Source organism: Paenibacillus sp. 2TAB26 (genome assembly GCF_052115145.1).
Taxonomy (GTDB): domain Bacteria; phylum Bacillota; class Bacilli; order Paenibacillales; family Paenibacillaceae; genus Pristimantibacillus.
The window spans coordinates 52,909-77,632 of the sequence record NZ_JBFRGC010000014.1; the positions used below are offsets into that span (position 1 = coordinate 52,909).

The following is a 24,724-nucleotide window of genomic DNA, read 5'->3' on the forward strand; positions in this document are numbered from 1 at the left end:
GTGGGTTGTCGTCCACAGCATATTTGCTGGAATTGCTTCTCATTGTTCGGTAAAAGAGGTCCATGATACACTTCAAGTATTATGGAGTGGAGGAGGAAGGATGTAATTATGTTGAATCATGTACTTAAGAAACTTAAACTTCCTCTTTTGTCTGGCTCTTACCGGAGCATACGAACTAAGCTGCTCTTCTGTTTTCTCATTGTGACCATTATTCCGCTGCTCTCGCTTGGAGCTTTGTCTTATTACCAATCCGCGAAGGTCATTAATTCTCAATTTGGCAAATATGGAGATAATGCAGTGGCTCAATTGGAACAGCAGATGAGCTCTTATTTGAATCGAATGAATCAGACAACAGAAACTATTTATTCCTATTTGCTTGATCCTGCGCGCGTTGATCTAAGTGATCACGTACCGACTACGTATAAAGATATCATGGATAAAAATGATTTCGAAGCACTTTTGAAAGCGCTTAAACCCGATCGAACGATTGGAATCTATATTATTACCAGTTCCGGCTATTATTATGGGGAAAATAATCTTGATGTATCCAAGCTCAGCCTTATTCCCGCATGGCAAGCCATGAACAATTCGATTGGTGGCAAGTATTGGTTAGGATTTTACTCTCAGAACCATGCTATGGGCGAAACGATGGAGAACGGGATCTCATTGCTTGGCTTGGCAGTACCGGTTAATAGTCCTTACGGAGCGCTGCGAGGCAGTAAAATATTAATTGAAGAAAATGCCGAAGATCTGCTTCATATGTTCCAGCTGTTCGAGAATGATACGAAGGCACATCTCAAAATTGATGATCCACAGGGAAGGATTATCTATGAGACGGCAACCGCCTTCCAACCCAAAGAGAGTGACATCTTATGGACTAAAACTCTTGCTGTTAATGGGTGGAGCATTGAGGCAAGATTGCCTGCTGCATCCTTTTATCGCTCTTCCGACATTATACGGTCGAATACCGTCATCGTCGCTTTTGGCTCCTGTCTGCTGGCCTTTGGACTCGCATACTTGTTCTCTTCCCGGTTTACCGCACGGATTCGCCGCCTTAAGGATGCGATGCAGAAGGTAAGCTTCGGAAAGCTGCATACGAGGACTCAGGTTGAATCCCATGACGAGCTAGGCATCTTGGATACAAGCTTTAATAATATGGTCAGCGGGATACAATCGTTAATTGGCGAAGTTGAGCGGAGCGAGCGACTTAAGAAGGAAGCGGAGCTTAAGGCTTTCCATTATCAAATTAATCCCCATTTACTGTTTAACACGCTTAATTCGATTCAATGGAAAGCGAGACTGCAAGGAGCAGAAGATATCCGTCAGATGCTGTATCACCTTACGATGGTTCTTGAGGGTAATTTGGATATCTCACAGGAGTTGATTTCTATGGAACGTGAGCTTCGGATGATTGATCATTTTTTGAAAATTCAAGAAGTGCGCTACGGTTCCACGTTCGAGTATGTGCTGGAATGCGATGAGCATCTGAAACGCTATCTGATTCCTCGAATGACGCTGCAGCCATTGTTTGAAAATATTTTTTTCCATGGCTTCGAGGATGGCAAGGGTGTGATCCGTTTGACCGTACAGGAGAAAGGCAATCATTTATTGCTTAAGTTATCTGATAACGGAGCTGGTATTTCACCAGATAAGCTAAAGCTTCTATTATTGCCCAATATGACGAATCGCAAGGGCCGAGGAGGACTTGGGGTGCAAAATGCCGATCAGAAATTCAAACTGCATTTTGGCCTGCAGTATGGGTTAACCGTACAATCGATTCAGGGTGAAGGGACTATGATCATCGTTGAATGGCCCAAAAAGGAGGATAACCTGCATGGAAGCAACCAAGATGATTAAGGTGTTAATCGCAGATGACGAAAGTATTGTCCGCAAAGGACTTCGCTCAACCGTTCCTTGGGATAAATATGGAATGGAAGTGGTCGCTGACGCTCCAAACGGCCGCAAAGCCTGGGATGCTTTCCTTGAACATCAGCCTGAAGTTCTCATAACAGATATTGTCATGCCCGAGATGGATGGCATCGAATTATCACGGAAAGTAAAGGAGAAGGCTCCTCATACAAAAATAATTTTACTCAGCTGCCACCGGGATTTTGAATACGCGCAGCAGGGCATGAAGCTGGGCGCATCAGGTTATCTGCTCAAAACCGCCTTCGAGGACGAAGAGCTGGAAGGAATGCTGGCGAAGTTCCAGATTGAACTGGGGGCGGCTTCGGAATCCGCGGTGCCTGAAGAAAATGGCATTGATCAAGGAGAACGCTTGAGTACCCTGTTGTACGCTTGGTTGAATGGACATAACCATAAATTTATTGGCGAGATGGAGAAACGCACTCGCGAGGAGTGGTCTTTCGATGGTGAGCCTGTCTATATCTATTTGGTTAAGACTTCAGGCTGCGAGTCATCCTGGCTTGATCTATTGAAGAGAGTGACATATGAGGATCAAAAAATTTGTGAAGGGACGATTATTCCTTATGGGGAGGAACGGTGCTACTGTATCGTCCCGCAATCTAAATTAAATGTCTTGGACATGCTGCTAGTGGAGCAAAAGAGCAAGAATACGAAGCTGCAGTGGGCCAAAAGAGGGCCGCTCATGCATGCGGATGAACGACTTCAAGCATGGTCAGCGCTTCATAAAGAAGCAGAACTGGAGAAAGCCCACAGCGTATCCGCGGTGGATTGGCCAGAGGCAATTTGGCGAGCAGTTAACTTGCTGCATGATAACCCAGCGGCAGATTGGTCAGTCAGCGACGTGGCCAAACAGGTCGGCCTTAGCCGCAGCCATTTCTCGATCCTGTTCAAAAAAGCAGTAGGAGACAGCTTTGTCGCCTATCAGTATAAACGCAAGCTGAAATTGGCATATGTGTTATTGAAAGAAACGACGCTTACGATGCAGGACATAGCCGAGCGTACAGGGCTTGGCGATAGCAAATATTTCAGTAAATGGTTCAAGCGCTGCACGGGGCAAACGCCCAGCTACTACCGTACCCAACAAAAAGGCAGTACGCTCCAAACAGATGTGCACCTTCCCAAGTAAATCGAACAAAACCACACCAACATTCGAATGTTTAACGGTTTTGTAGCGCTTTCATTTTTATTAAGATGAAAGCAGTTCAATTACGAAGTACTACACGGATAGGGGAGCTGCCAGAATGAAGAACAAAATTTCTCTTATTATTGTTACGACGGTTATGACTGTGACAATGCTTACAGCATGTTCAGGTAATAACGAAAGTACAAATGGCACGACAGCGAAGCCTGATAATGAAAAAGGTTCTACAGCTTTGAAAACGCTTCGATTCGCCACATGGGATACTGGGGATGCGCTCAAGATTGAGCAGGATATCGCTAAGAAGTTCGAAGCCAATCATCCTGGCACGAAGGTTCAGGTAGAGGCTTACGCAGATGGATTTGACCAAAAGCTGGCTGCAGGATTCGGTGCTACAAATCCTCCCGATGTCATGTACATGTGGGATTTTCCAACCTATCACCAGTCGCTTGAGCCGCTTAACAGCTATGCAGACAGTGATGCGGACCTGAAAAAGGATGACTTCTACAGCGGCCTATTTAATTACGCGACAATAGACAACAACCTTTATGGCATTCCGGCAGGTTTCACGACACGTGTTGTGTACTACAACAAGAAAATGTTTGATGATGCGAAGGTTCCTTATCCGAAGGATGGTTGGACATGGGATGAGTTCCAAGAAATTTCCAAGCAGCTGACGGACAAAACAAAGAAGCAATATGGCTTCGGAGTTCGGGCTGAGAATGACACTTATGATCTGCAAGGGTTTGTATGGAGCAATGGCAGCTCCTATATATCGGATGACGGTAAAACAATAGACGGTTACATGAACAGCAGCGAAACAGCAGGTGTGATTCAAATGTTTGGCGACATGTTAAAGAACGGCTCTGCCGTGCTTGCAGGTGGTAAAGGTCAACAAAGCGGCGAGGATATTTTTAAAGCTGGCAAAATCGCTATGTGGGAGAGCGGAATTTGGCCGCTCGAATCTTTCAAGCAAGCTGGCATTGATGTAGGCACCGTCGAGATGCCAGCATTTCCAGGCAAGCAAGTTAAAGGCGTTGTCGCAGAATCTGCTCTGTCCATTGCGAAGGATTCCAAGCAAAAGGATTTGGCTTGGGAATTTATTAAATATTATGTATCAAATGAAGCGATCAAGATGCGCGTAGCTGATTTGCCAGTAAGATTAAGCGTCGTGGAAGAGCTCAAAAAAGATCAAGATCCTCTGTACAAGCCGTACTATACGATGCTTGAACGTTCTGATAATACTCCGGCTTTCCTGCTTAACGCAAAGTGGAATGAAGTGAATAGACAGCTTTCCGCGGCAGTAGAAGCAGTTATGCATGGCAGCAATGCGCAGGAAGCATTGAATCAAGCCGTAAAAGATAGCGAGCGTTACTTGAAATAACATTATAGCTGCAGAAAGAAGGTTAGGAGATGGCTCAGACCTACCCACAGACAGCAGGAAAACATTCAGCCAGCCTGAAACGCAGATGGGGTGGGGCTGTGCCCTACCTCTTCATTTTTCCATGGATCTTTGGATTCCTTGTTTTCACTTTGGGACCGTTGTTGTTTTCACTTATTATTTCTTTTTTTGATTGGCCGATCGTGGGCAAGGTGCAATTTATTGGATTTGGAAATTATGTAGAAATGTTTACGGATGATCCGTTGTTTTGGAAGTCATTCGGCGTCACGATTAAGTTTGCAGCGCTATTTGTTCCGCTCAATATTGCAGTTGGGTTGGGACTTGCGATTCTTCTTAACCAGAAGACACGGGGCAGCGCGATTTTTCGAACAGCATTTTATTTGCCTTCTGTCATCTCAGGTGTAGCTTTAGCAATGATCTGGTCTTGGGTGTACAGCGGTGATTATGGCATATTGAATTATTTTCTGTCACTCGTCGGTGTACAAGGCCCGGACTGGCTGAATGAAACACAGTGGTCTCTTGTGGCTATGGTTGTCGCAAGCCTATGGGGACAAGGCGCAATGATGCTCGTCTTTCTCGCTGGGCTCAAGGGAATTCCAAAGGATCTTTATGAATCCGCATCAATTGATGGGGCAGGTATGATCAGGCAGTTCATCAGTGTAACGATTCCGCTGCTAACGCCGACGATTTTGTTCAACCTAATTACTTCAATTATAGCGGCGTTTCAACAGCTCACTCTCGCGTTATTGCTCACGGGCGGAGGGCCTATGAAATCTACGTACTTCTATGCGATGTACATGTATGAGAATGCGTTCAAGTTTTTCAAAATGGGTTACTCTGCTGCAAACGCATGGTTTATGTTTCTTATTGTGCTCACATTGACTTTTTTTGTATTCAAGTCGTCAGAGGCTTGGGTGTTCTATGAAGGCGAAATGAAACGTTTGCCGGAGAAGAAATTGAAGTCCAGTGGAAAGGGGAGATCCGTATGAGGCGGATCATCGTTTATACGCTGCTGATCTTCTGCTCGCTGATGTTCGCTGCCCCGTTATTTTGGGCGGTGACGACCGCTCTAAAGTCGCAGACGGAGCTGTATCTGTTTCCACCCAAATGGATTCCTTCGGTTTGGAAATTCAGCAACTTCGCCAATGCGTGGACGACACAGCCTTTTAACTTATTTCTGAAAAATACGCTAATCGTAACTTCGTTGTCTACGATTGGCCAGTTGATATCCTGTACTCTAGTAGCTTACGGGTTCGCGAGATTTGATTTTAAGGGACGCAATCTCCTTTTCCTAGTTGTACTAGCGACGATGATGGTTCCTTGGGAAGTGACAATGATTCCGCAGTATATGGAGTTCAACTATTTGGGATGGATTAATACGCTTAAACCGCTTATCGTACCTTCTTGGTTCGGTTCAGCTTACTTCATTTTCCTTCTGAGGCAGTTTATTCTTACGATTCCGCGTGAGCTTGATGAGGCAGCAACTATAGATGGGGCGAGCAAATTTGGAATTCTTGTGCGGATTATAGTGCCGCTCATGGGACCTTCGCTCATTTTAGTCGCTGTGTTTCAAATTATGAGCTGCTGGAATGATTATCTGGGGCCGCTTATTTTCCTTAATGATCAGTCGAAGTACACACTGACGCTCGGATTAGCACAGTTCAAGGGCATGTTCGGCGTCGATATGCAGTCGATTATGGCGATTACTTGTCTCATCTCGATTCCTCCGCTCGCTGTATTTTTTTTCGCACAGCGTTATATTGTCGGTGGAATAGCAGGTACGGGGATTAAGGGATAGGCAGCATGAATAGAGAGAGTGATAGAGATAGGTTTAGGAGAGGAGCGGCATCGATGCGAAACGAGAAAATAGAACGCGATTGGGATAATCTTGCCATACTTGCACGCGGCCGTGCGAAAAGCCGATCATATTTCATCCCGTATTCCGATCGTGCTGGAGCTTTGAGCTATAACCGAGGGAGCTCCCCTTGGTTCCGCTCATTAAATGGCTGTTGGAAGTTTCATTATGCGAAGGGGCCTGAGTGGGCACCGGATAGATTTTATGAAGACCATTATGATACATCTAGCTGGGATGATATTCAGGTTCCAAGTCATTGGCAGCTGAAAGGTTATGGAAATCCACATTATACAGACTTGTATTATCCATTCCCTGTCGATCCGCCCCATGTACCGAATGATAATCCAACAGGCAGCTATATACGAGAATTCGAGCTGCCTGCACATTGGGATGGAAGAAAGCTTGCCGTCAAGTTCGATGGCGTTGATAGTGCCTTTCATTTGTGGGTTAACGGGACATTCGTCGGATACAGCCAAGGAAGCCGATTGACATCAGAGTTTGATTTGACGCCTTATGCGAAGCCGGGTATTAACCGTCTAGCTGTTCGTGTATACCAGTGGTCGGACGGCAGCTACTTGGAAGATCAGGATATGTGGTATATGAGCGGTATTTTTCGAGATGTATATTTGATTTCGGAGCCATCAGCGGTTCGTATTGTGGACTACCGAGTCGTTACCGATTTGGATAGTGAATACTGTGATGCGTTGTTATCGGTACAGGTGGAACTGAGTGGAGAGGATCTGCAAGGCGAAGTTCGGCTGGAGCTGCTTGACCCTGAAGGTGCATTTGTTTGTTCAGCGATGAATCCAATTGCTTCTGCTGATGGTCAGACTTTCGTAGCAAGTTTCGCCATTCCAATTGTGAAGCCAGCCCTTTGGAGTGCGGAAGCTCCTGCGTTGTATCATCTGACAATAAGTATTGTGGATCAGAATGTACAAATGATCGAGACCGTTGCTCAGCGGGTGGGCTTCAGGAAGATAGAAGTAAAGAACGGCCAATTTCTGGTGAATGGCAAAGCCATTTTGCTCAAAGGTGTAAATCGTCATGACCATCACCCTGATACGGGACGAACAGTCACCCTATCGACGATGATCCAAGATGTGAAAATGATGAAACAGCATAACATTAATGCGGTTAGAACGGCACATTATCCGAATGATCCGAGATTTTATGATATTTGTGATGAATACGGTTTGTATGTTATGGAAGAAACGGACTTAGAGACACATGGCTTCGAGCTTTTGGGCAATATTGCTAAGCTAAGCGATGACCCAGCATGGCAGGAAGCGTATGTGGAGCGGATGAGGCGTATGGTGGAGAGGGATAAGAATCATCCTTCCATTCTGTTCTGGTCGCTCGGCAACGAGTCTGGCTTTGGCTGCAACTTCAGGGCAATGTCGGAATGGTGCAAACAAAACGATCCGACCCGCCTTATTCACTATGAAGAGGATCGTGAAGCAGAAGTGTGCGACATCGTGAGCACGATGTATTCCTCCGTAGAGAAGATGGAAGGTTTTGGTCAGCTGGTTGATCATCCTAAGCCGCATATCCTATGTGAATTCGCTCATGCGATGGGGAATGGTCCAGGCGGTCTCAAACCCTATTTTGATACCTTTGATGCTTATCGAAGATTGCAGGGCGGCTTCGTGTGGGAATGGATCGATCACGGCATTCGCAGGAAAACAGCCGATGGCAAAGTTGATTATGCTTATGGTGGAGACTATGGCGATGTTCCTAACAACAGCAATTTTGTTATTGATGGCCTTGTTCGTCCAGATCGAACGCCTTCACCCGGACTCATTGAATATAAGAAGATTATCGAGCCTGTCAGAGTCGACTATATAAATAATGATCGAATAYGAATTACGAATCGGTATGACTTCCTAACGCTGGATCATCTATATGCAGATTGGAATGTGACAGTAGAAGGACGGATTGTCCAAAGTGGTGTACTTTCGCTGCCTAGGATAGCACCCGGTGAAAGTGCAGAGCTTCGTATTCCTATGCGAAATGATTCGCAGTTGTCCTTATCCGTGGAGGGGGCGGAGCGCTGGCTGAATATCGGCTTCTCGCTTGCAGCATCTTGCATGTGGGGAGAGAGAGGGCATGAGATCGCATGGGCGCAGTTTGCCATTGAACCTGCGCGGAGATGCGCAACTTCCCGAACTGACGGGGATTATGCCAATGATGGATTGACTTTGGCAGCAGTCGTAAGTTTACCTATTCCTAGCTTATCGTGCATGGAGGATGGACGACAGATTAGCATGGGGAACGATTATTTCAATTTGGTATTCGATTCACGGCAATCAGGGATCAGCTCACTCCGAATAAACGGACAAGAGTTAATAAATAAAGGGCCGCGTCTCAACTTCTGGCGAGCCCCGATTGACAACGATATGTATGTCCTGCCCGATTGGCGCAAGGCGCATCTCGATAAGCTGACGGAAAGAATCGATGATTGCCATTGGGAGCGATTGAATGAAGGGACGATTCGGATCAGCTGGGCCTCCCGAATTGCTCCGCCTGTCTATGATTGGGGCTTCCGCTGTGAAACTACTTACACTGTAACAGGCACAGGCTTAATCATGATTGATGTGCATGGCGTACCTGAAGGGAAGCCGCCTGCTATGCTTCCTAAGATTGGATTTCAATTGGAAATGCCGGCAGAAATGGATAATGTCAAATGGTATGGCCGTGGTCCGGGAGAAAATTATTCCGACAGCAAGGAAGCAGGAAGATTTGGTGTATATACAAAGTCAGTTGATGAACTATTTACCCCATATATCTATCCACAAGAGAACGGGAATCGTATGGATGTTCGCTTTGTATCTGTTACAGACGGCAGTGGAATTGGGCTGCTGGCGGCAGGGGTAAAGGCGCTTGAATTCAGCGCTCGACGTTATACGGATGGCGACTTAGAAGCAGCGCAGCATGCGAGTGATCTTGTTCCGCGGGATTTTATTACACTTAATTTGGATTATCGCCAGAATGGTCTTGGCAGCAATAGCTGTGGACCTTCTCAATCACTGGAAAACAAAGTTGCGGCAGAGGAATTCCGTTTCAGACTGCTGCTGAAGCCTTATCTTTCTGAAGAGACGGCTCCCGAGAGGCTCAGCCATCACATGAGACAGGAAGCGAATCTACTACAACAGGAGGAGAAATAATGATGCTTCATACACAAGACATGCTTAATCTATCGGGAAAAGTAGCCGTAATCACCGGAGGCGCCTCTGGAATTGGACTTGCGACAGCTGAACTTCTTGCCAGCTTCGGTGCAGCAGCTATCCTTATTGACATTAATGAGGCGATGGGTGAGCAGGCGGTTAAAGGAATAAGGGAAAAGGGAGGCCAAGCGAGCTTTCAGCGCTGTGATGTGACCTCTTCAGCAGATTGCCAGCGTGCAGCAGCAGAAATTGATTCTGCTCATGGCCGAGTAGATATCTTGTTCAACAATGCTGGCGTTATTCGTCGCAAGACTGTCGTGGAGCTGGAAGAAAGCGACTGGGATCTCGTTTTGGATGTTTCTTTGAAGGGTGTCTATCTGCTCTCCAAATATATCATTCCTATCATGGAACGCAGCGGTGGAGGAAGTATCATTAATTCGGGTTCAGGCTGGGGTCTAAAAGGCGGAGATCGGGCTGCAGCTTATTGCGCAGCCAAGGCTGGTGTCGTGAATTTGACGAGGGCGATGGCTATCGATCACGGAATCGCCAATATACGTGTGAACTGCGTTTCACCTGGCGATACGGATACTCCTCTCCTGCGCGATGAAGCAAAGCAGCTGCAGCAGGACGAGGCAGCGTTCCTTGTCGCCTCTGCCAGCGGTCGACCGCTTGAAAGGCTTGGAACGCCGCGTGATATTGCGAATGCGGTTCTGTTCCTAGCAAGTGATATGTCTTCTTGGGTAACAGGAAGCGTGCTCGTTGTGGATGGCGGCGGTATTGCTTAAGAACGGCTACAGGATACAACTAATTCTGACAACGATGAATGGAGGCGTTTATTTTGCCTAAGAACAGAACGTATGCCCATCCTTATATACCGAATACGGTACCTGAAGTTCGCGAAGCGATGCTGAAGGAAATTGGACTCACCTCGATGGACCAGCTTCACGAAGGCATACCAGAGAGCTTAAAGCTGAATCATGAGATGAACCTTCCTCCAGCGATGACGGAATATGAGCTGCGCCGTCATATCGATGGCCTGCTTGCAAAAAATAAGCATGGTGCAGCTTATCTGAATTTTTTAGGAGCAGGCTGCTGGCAACATTTTATTCCAGCTGTCTGTGATGAGATCAATCAGCGTTCCGAATTTGTAACGGCTTATGCAGGTGAGCCCTATGAAGATCATGGACGCTTCCAAACGTTGTTTGAGTATCAAAGTTTGATGGCTGAGCTAGTGGATATGGATGTCGTAAACGTCCCTACTTTTGACTGGGCGCAAGCTGCATCAACTTCGATTCGGATGGCAGGGCGCATGACAGGGCGCAAAGTTGCCTTGCTTCCAAGGTCGGTTGATCCTGACAAAGTGATGATCATCAACAATTATTGCACGCCTGTGATGGAGCTTCGATTCGTTGAAATCGACGAGGCAACGGGCAAAATGAGCTTAGATGATTTGCGCAGCAAGCTATCGAGCGATATCGCTGCGGTTTATTTCGAGAATCCTGGTTATCTAGGTATTATAGAAGACCAAGGGCATGAAATATCAGAGCTTGCGCATTCAGTAGATGCGATTTCGATCGTTGGTGTTGATCCGATCTCGCTTGGCGTTCTTCTGCCGCCTAGCCAGTACGGCGCTGATATCGTATGCGGAGATTTGCAGCCTCTTGGAATGCACATGAATTATGGCGGGGGGCAAGCCGGTTTTATTGCGACCCGTGATGAAGAGAAGTATGTCATGGAGTATCCATCAAGATTGTTCGGCATTGTGCCTACGGAGGTAGAAGGCGAGTATGGCTTTGGCGATGTGGCATATGAGCGAACTTCCTTTGCGCTGCGTGAGAAAGGGAAGGAATCTGTTGGCACCCAAACTGCATTGTGGGGAATAACAGCTGGCGTCTACTTGTCCTTGCTTGGACCGACCGGCATGCAAGAGGTCGGAGAGACGATCATGCAGAGGTCGCAATATGCAGCGAAGAAGCTCTCAGCTATTCCAGGCGTTTCTCTTCGATTCGGAGAAGCAGCCTTCTTTAAAGAGTTTGTTGTTGACTTTAATCATACTGGCTTAACGGTCGCTCAGATAAACGCTCAGCTCTTGGAAGCAGGAATTTTTGGAGGAAAAGATTTGTCGGCTGCCTTCCCGCAGTGGGGACAAACTGCATTGTACTGCGTGACGGAAATTCATTCGCAGCTTGATCTAGATCGCCTGGCAGACACGATTCAAACGATCGTTCGCAAATGAGGTTTGACTTATACAGAGGAAGGACGAAAGCGCCATGAAACGAATTCGCAGGGACCATAAAGTCCGAAATTTCCATCAAGCCAAATGGGATGAGCCGATCATATTTGAACTCCATCGTCAGGGCGAGCGAGGTGTCATTCCGCCTGGAACTGAGGCTGGGATTGTAGCTGAGGTAGGAGATGGTACCCAGCGCATACCTGCGTCCATGCGTCGCAGCAATGCGCCAGGGCTTCCCGAGATTGGTCAAGCAAAAGTACTTCGCCATTATTTGCGCCTCTCGCAAGAGACACTGGGCTCCGATTTGAACGTTGAGATCGGTCAAGGTACTTGTACGATGAAATATATTCCGCGCATTAACGAAATGCTGATCCGCACGCCGCATATGACAGAGCTTCATCCGTTGCAGGATGCAGGTTCTGTTCAAGGCATATTAGAAATTTTCTATAAAATGGATCTGGCCATGCGTGAAATTAGCGGAATGGATGCCTTTTCGTTTCAGCCAAGCAGCGGGACGCAGGCTTTGCTCGCGATGGCTTCTATCGTTCGTGCTTACCATGACTCGCGGGGTGAAGGAGATCAGCGGGATGAAATCATTACGACGATTTTCTCCCACCCATCTCAAGCTGCAACAGCTGCAGTTAAAGGCTACAAAATCATTACGCTTCATCCGGACGAAGACGGATTCCCAGATTTGGAGAAGCTGAGAAATGCGATATCTGAGAGGACTGCTGGATTTGTCGTAGCAAATCCGGAAGATACCGGTATTTTCAATCACCGTATTCGCGAGTTTACCGATTTGGTTCATGAAGCGGGCGGCATCTGCTTCTATGATCAAGCTAATGCTAATGGTTTGCTCGGTATTACCCGAGCGAAGGAAGCTGGCTTTGATATGTGTTTCTTCAACTTGCATAAAACCTTTGCTGCTCCTCATATGTGCGGCGGTCCAGCTACAGGTGCTCTAGGCGTAAGCGAAGCGCTTAAACCTTTCTTGCCGGGGCCGCTTGTTGATTATGTTGATGGCCAGTATGTATTCGCGAATCAGTCAGAAAGCAGTATTGGCAAAGTTAGAAGCTTCCATGGTGTTGCTCAAACGGTGCTTCGTTCTTATGCTTGGATCATGAGCCTAGGTCCAGATGGACTAAAGGATGTTGCACAGACTGCAGTTCTTAACAATAACTATCTTTATCACAAAATACTGCAAATACGCGGAGCAAGTGCACCCTACATCAAAGGCCGCCGCCTAGAGCAGGTTCGTTACAGCTGGAAGCAGCTTACCGAGGAAACGGGTGTCACAACCGAGGATATTACTCGTCGCATGTGCGATTTTGGACTCCATTATTGGACTTCCCATCATCCGTATATCGTAAAGCAGCCATTCACCTTAGAGCCAACAGAGTCCTATTCCAAAGAAGATTTGGACGAATATATTCACGCGCTGGAGCATATCTCGAACGAAGCTTATACGCAGCCGGAAATTGTGAAATCAGCTCCGCATAACAGCACCGTACACCGAAATGAAGAATCATCCCTCGATGATCCGAAGCAATGGTGCATTACGTGGCGGGCTTATTTAAAAAAGACGCAACCCGAATAAATATTGCTAATTAATGATAACTATTATTTTGCAAAGAAATCCGATGTCTTTCAAAAAGACGTCGGATTTCTTTTTTATTATGCGTATTGTGAGAATGAAGATGCGTTACTTATTCATTAGCGTTCCATACATTATTTTGCCAAGGTGCCAGCTGATTGTTTTTCTTTCCACATCATCGTAATGACAAGGCCAATCAACATGATGACAGCAGCAAAGAGATAAGGATAGTTGATGTTTACATCAAATAATATTCCGCCAAGCGCAGGCCCGACGATATTGCCTAGGCTAGTATAGGTGGAGTTCATTCCAGCGATAAAGCCTTGTTCTTTCTCGGCTGTTTTGGATAAATAGGTCGTTAATGCTGGCCGCAGCAGGTCAAATGCGAGAAAGATAAAGGACGTGACTATCAAAACAGCTAAAAAGCCGGAGATCATGGTGGATACTACTGCAAAAAATACGCCAGCAATCAAGCATATTTGGATAAGTTTTTTCTCACCGAGTTTATCCACCATTTTACCAAACATAAAGACCTGAACGACAACGCCGAAGATTGCACTAATTGTAATAACGGCTGCAATATCTTGAGGAGTGAAACCAAACTTATGATCAGAAAAAAGACTGAATACTGTTTCATACGCTGATAAGCCAAAGGCCAGTACAAACACAATTATAAAGGCGATAATGTATTGTGGTTGAAGCGATCGTTTCAAATCAGATACAAAATTGGTCCCTTTTTTGAGCTGACTAATTTCCAGAAGCTCCTGTTTGGATAGCGGTTCTTTTAAAATAAACAGGGATGAAATACAGGTTATTAATGCGAATCCAGCTGCAAAGTAGAATGGGGCACGCACGCCCAGCTCAGCAATAAAACCTCCGATGCCAGGACCAATAATAAAACCGATACTAATCGCGGCAGAAATATAACCCATCGCTTTGGGCCTTTCCTCCACAGAGGTAATATCAGCAACAAAAGCGGTTACGGCGGGCATAATAAATGCACCACTAATACCTCCTAAAATTCTGGAAAAGTAAAGAACGGATACATGTGTGCCAAGTCCAAAGATGACCTCTGATATGCTGAAGAGGAATAAGCCGATAACGATCATTTTCTTCCTGCCGAAAGTGTCAATCCACCGTCCTGCAAGAGGAGACATGAGTAATTGCGCAAACGCAAAGGCCGCCATAAGATAACCCATCGATTGGCCTGATAAATGCATAATATTCATAAAGGATGGCATAACCGGGACGATTAGTCCCACGCCTAGAAAAACAATGAATATATTACTTAGTAGAATGAATAAGACGGTTTTTTGTTCTTTCAATGGTTTCTTCATGAAGTAATACCTCTCTCTGTAAAATCATAGCTGTGAAATACCTCTCCAAAATACAGTCCATGAGGCATTTAATTTATCCTGTAGACGTTTTTCATTATTCCCATAAGCAAGCTCTAACATCATGGAATCAACTACACCTAAGAAAGCAAGCGTAGGGATGGAGGCTATATCTTTCCTAATGGCTTTCGCCGCGATCCAATCATGAAATTTCCCTTCGAGTACGGTTTGAATCTTATTTTCCGAGTCGAATACTTCCTCATTAATGGCTGGCGCCAAATGGAGAGGCGGAAAAAAAGACATACGCAGCCAAAACTTCAACTGCTCGCTCTGTTGAAACAAATCAATGACTAATTGCAGGTATCCAAATAAATCCTCTTTAGGATTTTGGGTACCCACTTTACTCAAATAGTTTAGTTTCGATGAGACTTCTGCTTCTTTAGCATCTTGTAATACTTGTAGGAATAGATCATCTTTTCCTTTGAAATGAGCATAGAGAGACTGTTTTTTCATTCCGACATTGTCGGCAATTTGAGACAGAGAAGCACCCTCATACCCATGAATTGTGAAAAATTTTAAAGCAATGTCTTTAATTTCTTGGCTTTTCAATAAGATCACCTCACATTAACGAACGTTCGTCAGTTATATTATCAAAAATTTTTTTCTTATGCAAATGAAAATTGCTTTGGCAGGTTAAAAAAGCTGGTTTTGAATATAATAAGCTTAACTTCTTCTAAAGGATTGACAATCCGCTTCGTAGTAACTACAATGGTTACAACGGTGGTGATGCTAAGTGAAACAAATTAGTAGCAGATTTTCCATTGCTGTCCACATCCTTTCTCTAATCGCCGTCAGCTCCAATGATTGTACGGGCGATTATATTGCAGGCAGCGTGAATACGAATCCTGTCATTATCCGCAGAATTATGGGGATGCTCAAGAAGGCAGGCTTGGTGGATATTCGACCAGGAGTCGGGGGCGCTTCCTTGCTGAGAGATCGGGATGAGATCACACTTTTGGACGTTTACCGTGCCGTGGAAGTCATTGAGGATGGTCAATTGTTTAATTTTCATGATAATCCGAATCCAAAGTGTCCGGTTGGCCGAAATATTGAAGCAGCTCTTCGTTTGGAAATGAAGGAAGCTCAATCTGCGATGGAACAAAGGCTAGCTCAAGTAAACTTAAGCCAGCTTGCAGCTCATTTTGTGTAACAAAAAAGCTCATTGAGCTTTTTTTATACCTCAGTTGTAACCGAAGTGGTTATAACGAAGGAGCAATCATAATACATTAAACTAAATGGAGGAATTACGATGAAAATTTTGGTGACAGGTGTAACAGGGAAATTGGGAGCGATTGTTGTAGAGACTTTATTGGAGACTATACCGGCAGAGAATCTGGCTGTCAGCGTCCGCAATCCGGAGAAAGCTGAACACCTTCGTGCGCGGGGCGTGGATGTGCGTCATGGGGATTTTGACCAGCCACAAACGTTAGACAAAGCGTTTGCGGGTATCGACCGTCTATTGATCGTGTCCACTGACGGCGATAACGAAACGAGAATTCGTCAGCATGCCGATGCCGTAGCAGCTGCTCAGCGCGCTAATGTTGGTTTCATTGCGTATACCAGTGTAGGAAATGCAAGCAAGAGCTCACTTTTTCTTGCGCCAGTACATCGTGCTGCAGAGGAAGCGATTAAGAACACTGGAATTCCTTATTCCTTCCTGCGCAATAACTGGTATTTGGAGAACGAGATCAGCAGCATTCAAGCGGTCCTTGGAGGTGCGCCTTGGCTGACATCAGCGGGTTCAGGCAAAGTAGGCTGGGCAACGCGTCGCGATTATGCAGTGGCAGCTGCGGCGGTGCTCGCTGGCGAAGGCCACGAAAATACCGTTTATGAGTTGTCCGGCAAGCTTACGACGCAAGAAGAGCTGGTTTCCATTCTTGCCGCTGTCTTGGGACGGGAAATTCCTGTTCAACAAGTGGATGACGCTACTTATGCCGGCATCATGAGCAGTGCAGGCGTACCTGAACCGGTTGTTCCTATTCTGGTTCAGATTCAAAGTGCGATTCGCGATGGAGCATTGGAAGTGGAAAGCAATGATTTTCAGAAGCTGCTTGGTCGTCCAGTCACGCCGCTCGAAGAGGCTCTCCGTCAAATCGTAAACGAAATTCAGTCATAATTAAGAGGTAAATCAATTCTAGAGGTTGTCCCAGAAGGTCTTAAGTGACCGATGGGACTGCCTCTTTTTTATTAATTGCTAGTTTGAATAACAAGTCAATGACAACTATTGCTTCTTACTCCGTTTTCTATGATGCTTAATCACTGTGAGCACTAAAATCAGAAGAACGGGTAAGGTATAGGCAAAATTATTGAGCAGCGGCCATGTCACATTGACGAACTCCTCCAATTGAGATTCCTTCGTATAGGTGGTTAACGACAGCATGAGGCAAATGAATGCTACGGGAAATACGACCAAGCGTTCATTTTTCAAGCCTAGAAGTTCTTTCAACATTTTGATCAGGATGAGCAGGAGAATAGAAGCTTTGAAATAAAAGCCTATGATGAGCGAGAATCCGATGATGGATTCAATTCGCTCGATTACCTCCTGAAACGATATTAGCCGGGCTAGTTGGTACAAAGAGTATTTCAAGTCACCGGACAGTGGTCCCAGTACCATAATGCTGCTTATGACCGAGGCAATCAGCGTCAAGGAATTGATTACAAGCGCAAAGTACATATGTTTGCGCAGCTGAGCGTTCTCATCCTTGCGTACAAACGATAAGATGACCGAAAATACGACCATCTCGGAGTAGGGAAAACCATAAACTACATAAGAGGCGTTCAGGATTGGTCCAATTCCATCTGGCATCACAGGGAGCAGATATTGCGGGTTATACAGGTTTGAGACCAGAATCAAGATAAGAACAATACAGCCGAACATCAGAAACATTAATACAGCTGCCATCCGAGCAATGACCTCGATTCCTGCCATCGCTGTTACTCCGATCATAATGAAAAACAATGTGCTTACAGCATAGGTAGGGGTTTCTTTCATCATCGTATTCTTGAAGAAGATTCCGATTTCAATGACAACGCCCGAAATATTCCAAAGCAATACTAAGGTGAAAGGGATCAATATCAAGAAGGTGAGTCCCTTTCCCAGCACGGAGCGACCTTGCTCAATCAACGAAAGCTCTGGGGCTAGCCGGTTTAAATAAAGGATAGCAGCCAGCAAAAGCATGCCTGTCGCCGAGGCGATGAGAAGAGAGATCCATGCTCCATTGCCTGCAATGTTCGTTAAGGGTGCAGGGACAATGACGATGGAGGAGCCTGTCATGAAAAAAAGGAACAGCATGGACATTTGAATCGAACTGATACGTTCTTTTTGTTTCATGGGGTCTCCTCCAAATTTTATAAAACTCACGTATGCAAGGGATTGAGCCAACGAATGAATAGTTTAGCTGGTTCGGTAAATAAATTGAAAATCATATCGAGGCTAGGCCATGGCTTAGCTATTAAAAAGATAACAGCAAGATAGAGGAGCGGCGCCAACATCGCTATGTACACAAACCGATCTCGTTTGCTTGCGGCTTTCACTTTCGGGATGTCATGGATCAGCATAGCGGATGCTAACAGCAGGACGCAGATGAATTTTCCTAACACATCTAGTGCTCCTTTTTCCCAAATATCGTACCAGCGTTCATGCCCGTACTTAACACATGAACTTGAACGTGGGTTTGAAATTGCATTTGAGCAAGCTTATCCTCCCAAATGGGTTCTAATTGTTTCCATAGTTTCGGGTTGTTCCGATAAATTTGATTGCCGATTCCGAGCACATCAACTTTTTTTGCCTTAAAGGTACGGATTGCATGTTGAATCTGATGTTCGATCTGCTCCTTAATCGTTTGTTCAAAACGCTCCATATCTTGCTTGGTTTTCAGGTTTGAGCATCGTAGTTCTCCGGTTGTACCTTCAATCGTCATTTGGATGTCGACGGTTACATTCTCATCTGTCACTTTCGAAACCAATTGACTGTTGAAGTTGATTATTTCAAGCGATTCTTTGTTGTAGAGCTGTTTCTTTTTTTCATGATTCATGCAAGGGAATTCAAATACTCCATACTTATATTTGTCTGTCAGCATCATCAGCGTTTCGGTGTCTTTTTCCGTAAGAACCCCTACCATTCTCCCGTCTTGAATCAATGCGACCCCGGAAATTGACGCTTTATTGTCCAAGCTATTTTTATGCAGGTAAGGCATAGCAGAGGTTTTGGAGGGGCTGCTTAGCTGAATAGCGAGATCATATAGCGGAAGGTTAGACGTTTTCGCGGAATAGAGAGCTCCGGTCGTCTCCATCTTTCTATACTGTTGACCAATGGTCTGCTCGATAAACGGTTTAATATCCAAAAATGCTGCCGCCGATTTCTCAGCTATGATGGGAAGAATAGTGCCCCGTGGCTCATGGTCTCTTGAGAAAAAATCAAGCACTTCACGGATGTTCAACGTTCTGGCTAAATTCTCTTCGATGATAATGACTCGCATATGATCCCATTTGGCTTTACGTCCGAATTTTGCAGGGATCTCTCGCATCGCTTCAAAAAAGGTTTCTCCTGTTGTTCGAATATTAATTCCTTTCGCTGCTATACTCGTTGCTGGATCAGTCTGCATTTTGCTGGAAGGGTTATAAAAGTGAGTCGTAATATCGACAAAATCACCCTCGCCTCGATCAATCGATATCGCTTGCACATAGCCATACTCGTCCAGTTCATTATTATCCCAGCATCCAGTAATCAAGCAAAGAACAAGAAATGAAGCGAGAAAGGAGAGGAGTGGCTTCACTATGATTTCTTCCTTCCTGCGGATTTTTTATGTAGTTGTCGACTCCGAGGCGAATGAACCAGCAATCGTCTTGGCAGCACGAAAATCGCATCTCGCAGCCTTTTCAAATCCAGTGGTGCAAACGAATCTAGATAGGGCTCACCTAAGGATCGTAGAGTCGCTAGATGAATGTAAATGAGAATTAAGCCTACCATGATGCCTAGCCCTCCAAACGTCGCTGCGAGAAACATTAACGGAAAGCGCAAAATCCGCAGTGCGATGGCCATGTTGTATTGAGGAAGCGCAAAGGAAGCGATGCCGGTCAAGGCCACGACAATGACCATGACCGGAGATGCAATCTGTGATTGAATAGCTGCTTGACCGATAACAAGCGCCCCAACTATGCTGACGGCCGAACCGATCGGCCGAGGCAGACGAATGCCGGCCTCCCGCAGCAGCTCAAAGAAAAACTCCATAATTAACGCCTCAATCATAGCCGGGAAAGGGATACCTTCCCGTGTATCTAAAATGGCTAGCAGGAGAACCGTCGGTATGAGTTCAGAGTGGAAGGTTGATAACGCGATATAAGTGCTGGGCAGCATAAGCGCTATGAGGAACGCAGCCAGTCGAATCAATCGAATTAACGAAGAAAAAATCGTCCGATAGTAATAATCCTCGCTGTTTGTAAAAAACTCAATGAATTTTCCTGGACAGATAAGAACCGATGGGCTTCCGTCCACTAACGCAATGATTTTGCCATCCAGCAAAGAAGTAACCGTCGTATCCGGGCGCTCCGTATACCGAACTTGCGGAAAAGGGGAGTAGTTGGAATCATTAACCCACTCTTCCAGATAGGAAATATCAATCATTTCTTCTTGATCTATACCCTCAATCTTTTGCTTAAACGCTTCTAATGTCTCCGGCTTTACGACGCCTTCCAAATAGCCGTAGGACACTTTTCTGTGAACCTTCTCCCCGGATATAAAATACTCAAATTTAAGTTCGGGCGATTTCAGCAAGCTTCGAATGACACCGATATTGCGATCCAAGCTTTCAATGAAGCTGACATGCGGGCCTTGAACGGTAGGCTCCGTAATGGGCTCTGAGGTTTGACGCTGCTCGACATCAAGGGCAAAATAGGCGATAGCCTTAGGCCATCCGTCAAAAAAAATGACGACTTTGCCGTCCAGAATGCCTCTGACGGCTTGTTCCATTTCGCTCATAAGCTCAACGTTAGGGGAAGCGATGCCATGATTCTCAAAATAATGGATAACATCTTTTATCGTTACCGTCTCGGCAGGACCAAGCTCATGCGGCACCAGATTTTGCAGCGTATCCTTTGCAAAATTCGTAACGGTCGTTTTCGTTAGCGTATCGAAGTAGACGGTAAAGGCTGATTGCTCCAAGCCCTGTCCATAACTCCAGCGATGTATTATCAAGTCTTTGCAGTTGGCAAAAAAACCTTCGATCGCGTTCAAGTTTTCTTCCAGATGGGGAGAAATGTTCGGGTAAGAAGGCTTGTCGGATGTAGTGTGATTAGGTGAAAAATTGGGCGATTTCCGCATGCGTGTCTCCTATCCGAAGTGAAGTGTCGAATGATTACATCTTTTCCCTGTTGAGGAAAAGATATTCGGTTGTCATTGGATTGGGGGGAGGGGAGGAGCCAATGTCTATTCTGTTTACCTGTTATATTTTATTGCATGTATGAGATTGACGACTATAATAGGTTTAAAGAAGAGGGGATTGCAGCGAATGTATTCCTAGATTTATTACCGGGTCTAAACATCGTTGGAAGAAAGGCTGGCATGAGAAGGGACTGGCTATGTTTTATTCGTTAAAAAGTCGTTTGATTGCAATCTTTTGTTTACTATTCGTTTTATCCTTCGTCACCCTGTCCATTTTTTTATTTAATGAGTCCCGTTCCATTATTCGCTCTTACATTGAATCTTCAGCACTGGAGAAAATGGATGAATACGGGTCTTACATTGATATGGTTCAAACACAAATCTATGATTTAGCCTCTATCGTTTTTAATAGCGATATTACGAATAATTGGGATGCAGTAGCGTCTGATTCCGCATCCATGGAGGGAGAAAAAAATCTTGCCCATTACCGAATGAGCCAGTTTTTGACGCAGACAACGAACAGTTATTCCAGTGTTTCTGGTGTCGCCGTCTATCGTCAGGATGGCATGTGGGTCAGCAGCGGCAATTTAGTTGTGTCTAACGATTCCTTTCTGAAGGAAAAGTGGTATCTCGATTTTAAAAACGAGGATCAATACTGGATTCCGGCTCATACGGATGTCGCAGAGCTGCGAAATAACAACAAACATCCGGTAATCAGTATGCTGATGCCGATCAGTTCATTTGAGCCTTCATTGACAAAAAGTGTGATGAAGATTAATGTAAGCGCTGACTATTTTCTGGAGCCGCTAGGCAGAATCCATCTTGGGGAGAGCGGAACGATTTATTTATTAGATCAGCATGGCAAACCAATGCTGTCCCAGAACGAATACGGAGCCCATTCGGAGATGGTACGGCAGGTTGACGATTTACGGACAGGCTGGAGGAAGCAGGGCGTCGTTTATTTAAATAATTTAAGCGGAGAAAAAGAAATTTTAGTATACAAAAAACTGCCGAAAACGAACTGGATGCTTGTTGGGTTCGTATCAGAGAAAGATTTGTATTCACAGCTCTTCCGTCTGCGAAGCACGATTCTAATCGTTGCGGCTGTATTATTAATTGTGTCTTTGATACTGGCGACTTGGTTCTCGCATGGAATTACGAAGCCGCTTTCACGACTGGTGCTCGCAATGCGGCATGTACAAAGAGGCGATTTTGTGCTTGCCGAGAGCCGTTTGGCGCCTGAGAAGAGGGTGCGCAATGAAGTGGGCTTCGCAACTGAAACGTTCCGCAACATGGTTACGAGACTCCGACAGCATATCAAAACCGAGTTCGAGCTTAAGCTGCTAAGGCAGCAAGCGGAATACAAAGCGCTGCTCATGCAAATTAATCCGCATTTTCTGTTTAATACACTGGAGCTCATGAGCAGCTTGGCCATACAGCGACGGACGGATGATACGGTCGAAGTTATAGAATCACTAGGGAAAATGATGCGTTTCTCTCTTAAAATTAGCGATGATCTCGTTCCGTTGGAAGAAGAGCTAGTTTATGTTCACTATTATTTGTCGATCTTAAAAATCCGCTTCGGTGATCAACTGAACATAACGATTGAGGAGGAAGGCGACCTTCTGAGATTGTCGACGGTAAAATTTATTTTCCAGCCGTTGATAGAGAACGCCGTTAAATACAGCTTCATGCATCAATCCGAGGCAATCATCCGCATTCGTGTAAGCCATGCTGCGGGAAGGGTACATCTAATCGTGTCAGATAACGGACCGGGGATGACAAGCGAGCAGCAGAAGAAGCTGCTGGAGCGATCGGAATCCGTTCAGCTGGAGCAAATTCTTACCAGCCGGAGCAGCCAAATTGGTCTAGGGAATGTTCTTGCACGTTGCCGTCTTTACTACGAATCACTATTTGAGGTCCGCATCGATTCTACGCTTGGCGAGGGTACAACGATTGAGCTCATACTACCAGCACAGGAGGAACACCAGCATGTATAAAGTATTAATCGTTGATGATGAACCAGAGATCCGTCAGGGTCTAAAGCTTAAGGTGGACTGGGACAGTATTGGACTTATCATTGCAGGGGAAGCCTCTAATGGAGTCGAAGCGCTCGAGAGGCTTTCAGCAGAGGCTATTGATATTGTTATTACAGATATGAACATGCCTGTGATGGACGGTATGTTATTTTTAGATTCCTGTCACGAGCAGTACCCATCCCTGCGTCTGATCGTCATTACAGGTTATGAGGATTTTCATTATGCGAAAGCAGCCATTCGCAATCAGGCTCGCGAGTATTTGTTAAAACCTGTTGCTAGAAAAGAATTGACCGACACGCTTTCAAACGTAAAGAAGGAGCTGGACAAGGACAGGCAAAGCCATGATCAGGCGGCTATGACGCAGTGGCGGCTCTCGCAATATTATAAGGAAATGAAAGAGCATTTTATCGTTCATCTCGTAAAGGAAGAGATTTTGCAGGAGAGTACTATAAAAGATCGTTCCCGATTGTTTGAGCTGGATTCATGGGATAAACGTGAGGTTAGGTTTATTACAGCAGGGCTATGGGAGCGAGGGGAATCAATCGCTTCGGTTGACCGTACGCCGGACAAGTTTCGATTGCCGTTCGATATCATATCAAGAGAATGCGCAGACAAGTTCCAAGGGAAGATGGAGGTTTTTCGTGATACCAATTATCCTGGCCTCATGCATTTTGTAATCGCTGCGGATCATGAATTGGAGCGGGAATTTGCTGAGTTTCTGACTCAAAGCGTATATAAGTACATGGCCTTTGAAATTAAAATAGGTACTGGTCAAACGGTAAGCGGATTTAAGCAGTGGAAAGAAGGTTATATTAGCTCTTTGCTGGCATGGAACATGCCATACGGCAAAGTTGCTGGACTAGCTCCTGCTTCTGAGGGGCATACGGCTATACCTGAGCATACCATTAAGGTTATTGAGCGCTATTTAATTCGAGGAGAGCTTTCATCGTTTGAAGCAGCGATTAGACAAGAATTACAGCGCGGAATGAAATCACAGCTTCGTTTTGTCAAATTGATTTTCCAGCTTTACTTGATGCTTGAGACCATTGCGCATGAATCGCAAATCGGTTTGGAGAGCGGCGAACAGCTTTGGCTAAGGCCGGAAATGACACTTAGTCTCGATACTGTAGAGAAAGCGGAGCGGTTTCTGATGCGTATTGCAGCTAAAATCGAGCGCAAGCGGCAAAGCGACTCTCAGGAAAGTGATCCATCCTTGATTTTGGCGGCTAAGCAGTTTATTGACGAGAACTATATGTATGAATTGAATTTGACGATGATTGCAGAGAAGTACAATTATAATTCATCTTATTTCTCAGAAATGTTCAAAGCTAAAGTAGGTAAAACCTTTATTCACTATTTGAATGAGGTACGAATTGCTGAGGCTGTTCGGATGCTAAAAACAACAACGCTGAACCTTTGGGATATTGCAGAGCTTACTGGATTCTCCAATGCAAGCTACTTCAGCTCCAAATTTAAAAGGATGTACGGAATGACACCTTCGGATTATCGTCAGCAGCAATCGGAATTAAAATCTGAAAAAAATGATAGTGAACACCCAAAGAATTAGCATTCTATGTTCATAGCCCCTCCCTTATGATGG

Annotated in this window: 19 protein-coding genes; 13 read left to right on the forward strand and 6 right to left on the reverse strand. The window is 45.3% G+C overall.

What is annotated here, in order from left to right; translation table 11 throughout:
- The first annotated feature begins 108 nt into the window (after nucleotides 1-108).
- The 9 genes from AB4Z50_RS17270 to gcvPB all read left to right on the forward strand — a co-directional run bounded on the left by AB4Z50_RS17270 (nucleotide 109) and on the right by gcvPB (nucleotide 13,315).
- Nucleotides 109-1,857, forward strand: coding sequence for a sensor histidine kinase (locus AB4Z50_RS17270; protein ID WP_441880854.1), 1,749 nt, complete (start codon nucleotides 109-111; stop codon nucleotides 1,855-1,857).
- Entirely contained in the window at nucleotides 1,835-3,052 is a 1,218-nt protein-coding gene (locus AB4Z50_RS17275) for a response regulator transcription factor (RefSeq protein ID WP_441880855.1), read from the forward strand. The genes AB4Z50_RS17270 and AB4Z50_RS17275 overlap by 23 nt, the downstream gene beginning before the upstream one ends.
- Before the next feature lie 115 nt (nucleotides 3,053-3,167).
- Nucleotides 3,168-4,448 (forward strand): ABC transporter substrate-binding protein, encoded by a 1,281-nt coding sequence (locus AB4Z50_RS17280; protein ID WP_441880856.1) that lies wholly within the window; start codon nucleotides 3,168-3,170, stop codon nucleotides 4,446-4,448.
- Nucleotides 4,449-4,477: 29 nt separating this feature from the next.
- Nucleotides 4,478-5,455 carry a carbohydrate ABC transporter permease gene (locus tag AB4Z50_RS17285; RefSeq protein ID WP_339203949.1) on the forward strand — a complete coding sequence of 326 codons (978 nt, stop codon included), beginning with the start codon at nucleotides 4,478-4,480 and terminating at the stop codon, nucleotides 5,453-5,455.
- Nucleotides 5,452-6,264: a carbohydrate ABC transporter permease gene (locus tag AB4Z50_RS17290; RefSeq protein ID WP_441880857.1), complete on the forward strand. Its 813-nt coding sequence runs from the start codon at nucleotides 5,452-5,454 to the stop codon at nucleotides 6,262-6,264. Before AB4Z50_RS17285 ends, AB4Z50_RS17290 begins: the two co-directional genes overlap by 4 nt.
- A gap of 53 nt (nucleotides 6,265-6,317) precedes the next feature.
- Nucleotides 6,318-9,485, forward strand: a complete 3,168-nt coding sequence (locus tag AB4Z50_RS17295; protein WP_441880858.1) for a glycoside hydrolase family 2 TIM barrel-domain containing protein — start codon at nucleotides 6,318-6,320, stop codon at nucleotides 9,483-9,485.
- Between the two features lie 2 nt (nucleotides 9,486-9,487).
- Nucleotides 9,488-10,270, forward strand: coding sequence for an SDR family NAD(P)-dependent oxidoreductase (locus AB4Z50_RS17300; RefSeq protein WP_441880957.1), 783 nt, complete (start codon nucleotides 9,488-9,490; stop codon nucleotides 10,268-10,270).
- Nucleotides 10,271-10,308: 38 nt separating this feature from the next.
- Nucleotides 10,309-11,721, forward strand: coding sequence for an aminomethyl-transferring glycine dehydrogenase subunit GcvPA (gene gcvPA / locus AB4Z50_RS17305; RefSeq protein WP_441880859.1), 1,413 nt, complete (start codon nucleotides 10,309-10,311; stop codon nucleotides 11,719-11,721).
- Between the two features lie 34 nt (nucleotides 11,722-11,755).
- Entirely contained in the window at nucleotides 11,756-13,315 is a 1,560-nt protein-coding gene (gene gcvPB, locus AB4Z50_RS17310; protein ID WP_441880860.1) for an aminomethyl-transferring glycine dehydrogenase subunit GcvPB, read from the forward strand.
- A gap of 131 nt (nucleotides 13,316-13,446) precedes the next feature.
- Here gcvPB and AB4Z50_RS17315 read toward each other — a convergent pair whose 3' ends face one another.
- Together AB4Z50_RS17315 and AB4Z50_RS17320 are read right to left on the reverse strand one after the other, a co-directional pair.
- On the reverse strand, nucleotides 13,447-14,649 hold the full coding sequence (locus tag AB4Z50_RS17315) for an MFS transporter (RefSeq protein WP_441880861.1): 1,203 nt from the start codon (nucleotides 14,647-14,649) through the stop codon (nucleotides 13,447-13,449).
- A gap of 24 nt (nucleotides 14,650-14,673) precedes the next feature.
- Complete coding sequence (locus tag AB4Z50_RS17320) at nucleotides 14,674-15,255, reverse strand: TetR/AcrR family transcriptional regulator (protein WP_441880862.1); 582 nt, start codon at nucleotides 15,253-15,255, stop codon at nucleotides 14,674-14,676.
- Between the two features lie 184 nt (nucleotides 15,256-15,439).
- Here AB4Z50_RS17320 and AB4Z50_RS17325 point away from each other — a divergent pair, with 184 nt between their 5' ends.
- Both AB4Z50_RS17325 and AB4Z50_RS17330 read left to right on the forward strand, forming a co-directional pair.
- Nucleotides 15,440-15,856 carry an Rrf2 family transcriptional regulator gene (locus AB4Z50_RS17325; RefSeq protein ID WP_339203942.1) on the forward strand — a complete coding sequence of 139 codons (417 nt, stop codon included), beginning with the start codon at nucleotides 15,440-15,442 and terminating at the stop codon, nucleotides 15,854-15,856.
- A 99-nt stretch (nucleotides 15,857-15,955) separates the two neighbouring features.
- Nucleotides 15,956-16,822 carry an SDR family oxidoreductase gene (locus AB4Z50_RS17330; protein WP_441880863.1) on the forward strand — a complete coding sequence of 289 codons (867 nt, stop codon included), beginning with the start codon at nucleotides 15,956-15,958 and terminating at the stop codon, nucleotides 16,820-16,822.
- 105 nt (nucleotides 16,823-16,927) lie between these two features.
- Here AB4Z50_RS17330 and AB4Z50_RS17335 read toward each other — a convergent pair whose 3' ends face one another.
- The 4 genes from AB4Z50_RS17335 to AB4Z50_RS17350 are packed head-to-tail and all read right to left on the reverse strand — an operon-like array spanning nucleotide 16,928 to nucleotide 21,025.
- The gene (locus tag AB4Z50_RS17335; RefSeq protein ID WP_441880864.1) at nucleotides 16,928-18,037 is read right to left on the reverse strand and encodes a GerAB/ArcD/ProY family transporter; all 1,110 of its coding nucleotides are present in this window, start codon (nucleotides 18,035-18,037) and stop codon (nucleotides 16,928-16,930) included.
- Between the two features lie 26 nt (nucleotides 18,038-18,063).
- Complete coding sequence (locus AB4Z50_RS17340; protein WP_441880865.1) at nucleotides 18,064-18,306, reverse strand: hypothetical protein; 243 nt, start codon at nucleotides 18,304-18,306, stop codon at nucleotides 18,064-18,066.
- A gap of 2 nt (nucleotides 18,307-18,308) precedes the next feature.
- Entirely contained in the window at nucleotides 18,309-19,481 is a 1,173-nt protein-coding gene (locus AB4Z50_RS17345) for a Ger(x)C family spore germination protein (protein WP_441880866.1), read from the reverse strand.
- A complete protein-coding gene (locus AB4Z50_RS17350; RefSeq protein WP_441880867.1) occupies nucleotides 19,481-21,025 on the reverse strand; it encodes a spore germination protein in 1,545 nt (514 codons plus the stop codon). Before AB4Z50_RS17350 ends, AB4Z50_RS17345 begins: the two co-directional genes overlap by 1 nt.
- Before the next feature lie 257 nt (nucleotides 21,026-21,282).
- On the opposite strand from AB4Z50_RS17350, the gene AB4Z50_RS17355 reads away from it, so the two are divergent.
- Nucleotides 21,283-23,085, forward strand: a complete 1,803-nt coding sequence (locus tag AB4Z50_RS17355; RefSeq protein WP_441880868.1) for a sensor histidine kinase — start codon at nucleotides 21,283-21,285, stop codon at nucleotides 23,083-23,085.
- Nucleotides 23,078-24,691, forward strand: a complete 1,614-nt coding sequence (locus tag AB4Z50_RS17360; RefSeq protein WP_441880869.1) for a response regulator transcription factor — start codon at nucleotides 23,078-23,080, stop codon at nucleotides 24,689-24,691. The genes AB4Z50_RS17355 and AB4Z50_RS17360 overlap by 8 nt, the downstream gene beginning before the upstream one ends.
- Nucleotides 24,692-24,724 lie beyond the last annotated feature (33 nt).

Excerpts from the sequence above, each read along its gene's own strand:
- AB4Z50_RS17350 (WP_441880867.1), bottom strand. The coding sequence starts at position 21,025 with ATGCGGAAATCGCCCAATTTTTCACCTAATCACACTACATCCGACAAG.
- AB4Z50_RS17285 (WP_339203949.1), top strand. The coding sequence starts at position 4,478 with ATGGCTCAGACCTACCCACAGACAGCAGGAAAACATTCAGCCAGCCTG.
- AB4Z50_RS17275 (WP_441880855.1), top strand. The coding sequence starts at position 1,835 with ATGGAAGCAACCAAGATGATTAAGGTGTTAATCGCAGATGACGAAAGT.
- gcvPA (WP_441880859.1), top strand. The coding sequence starts at position 10,309 with ATGGAGGCGTTTATTTTGCCTAAGAACAGAACGTATGCCCATCCTTAT.
- AB4Z50_RS17280 (WP_441880856.1), top strand. The coding sequence starts at position 3,168 with ATGAAGAACAAAATTTCTCTTATTATTGTTACGACGGTTATGACTGTG.
- AB4Z50_RS17270 (WP_441880854.1), top strand. The coding sequence starts at position 109 with ATGTTGAATCATGTACTTAAGAAACTTAAACTTCCTCTTTTGTCTGGC.
- AB4Z50_RS17315 (WP_441880861.1), bottom strand. The coding sequence starts at position 14,649 with ATGAAGAAACCATTGAAAGAACAAAAAACCGTCTTATTCATTCTACTA.
- gcvPB (WP_441880860.1), top strand. The coding sequence starts at position 11,756 with ATGAAACGAATTCGCAGGGACCATAAAGTCCGAAATTTCCATCAAGCC.
- AB4Z50_RS17355 (WP_441880868.1), top strand. The coding sequence starts at position 21,283 with ATGTTTTATTCGTTAAAAAGTCGTTTGATTGCAATCTTTTGTTTACTA.
- AB4Z50_RS17360 (WP_441880869.1), top strand. The coding sequence starts at position 23,078 with ATGTATAAAGTATTAATCGTTGATGATGAACCAGAGATCCGTCAGGGT.
- AB4Z50_RS17330 (WP_441880863.1), top strand. The coding sequence starts at position 15,956 with ATGAAAATTTTGGTGACAGGTGTAACAGGGAAATTGGGAGCGATTGTT.
- AB4Z50_RS17300 (WP_441880957.1), top strand. The coding sequence starts at position 9,488 with ATGCTTCATACACAAGACATGCTTAATCTATCGGGAAAAGTAGCCGTA.
- AB4Z50_RS17335 (WP_441880864.1), bottom strand. The coding sequence starts at position 18,037 with ATGAAACAAAAAGAACGTATCAGTTCGATTCAAATGTCCATGCTGTTC.
- AB4Z50_RS17290 (WP_441880857.1), top strand. The coding sequence starts at position 5,452 with ATGAGGCGGATCATCGTTTATACGCTGCTGATCTTCTGCTCGCTGATG.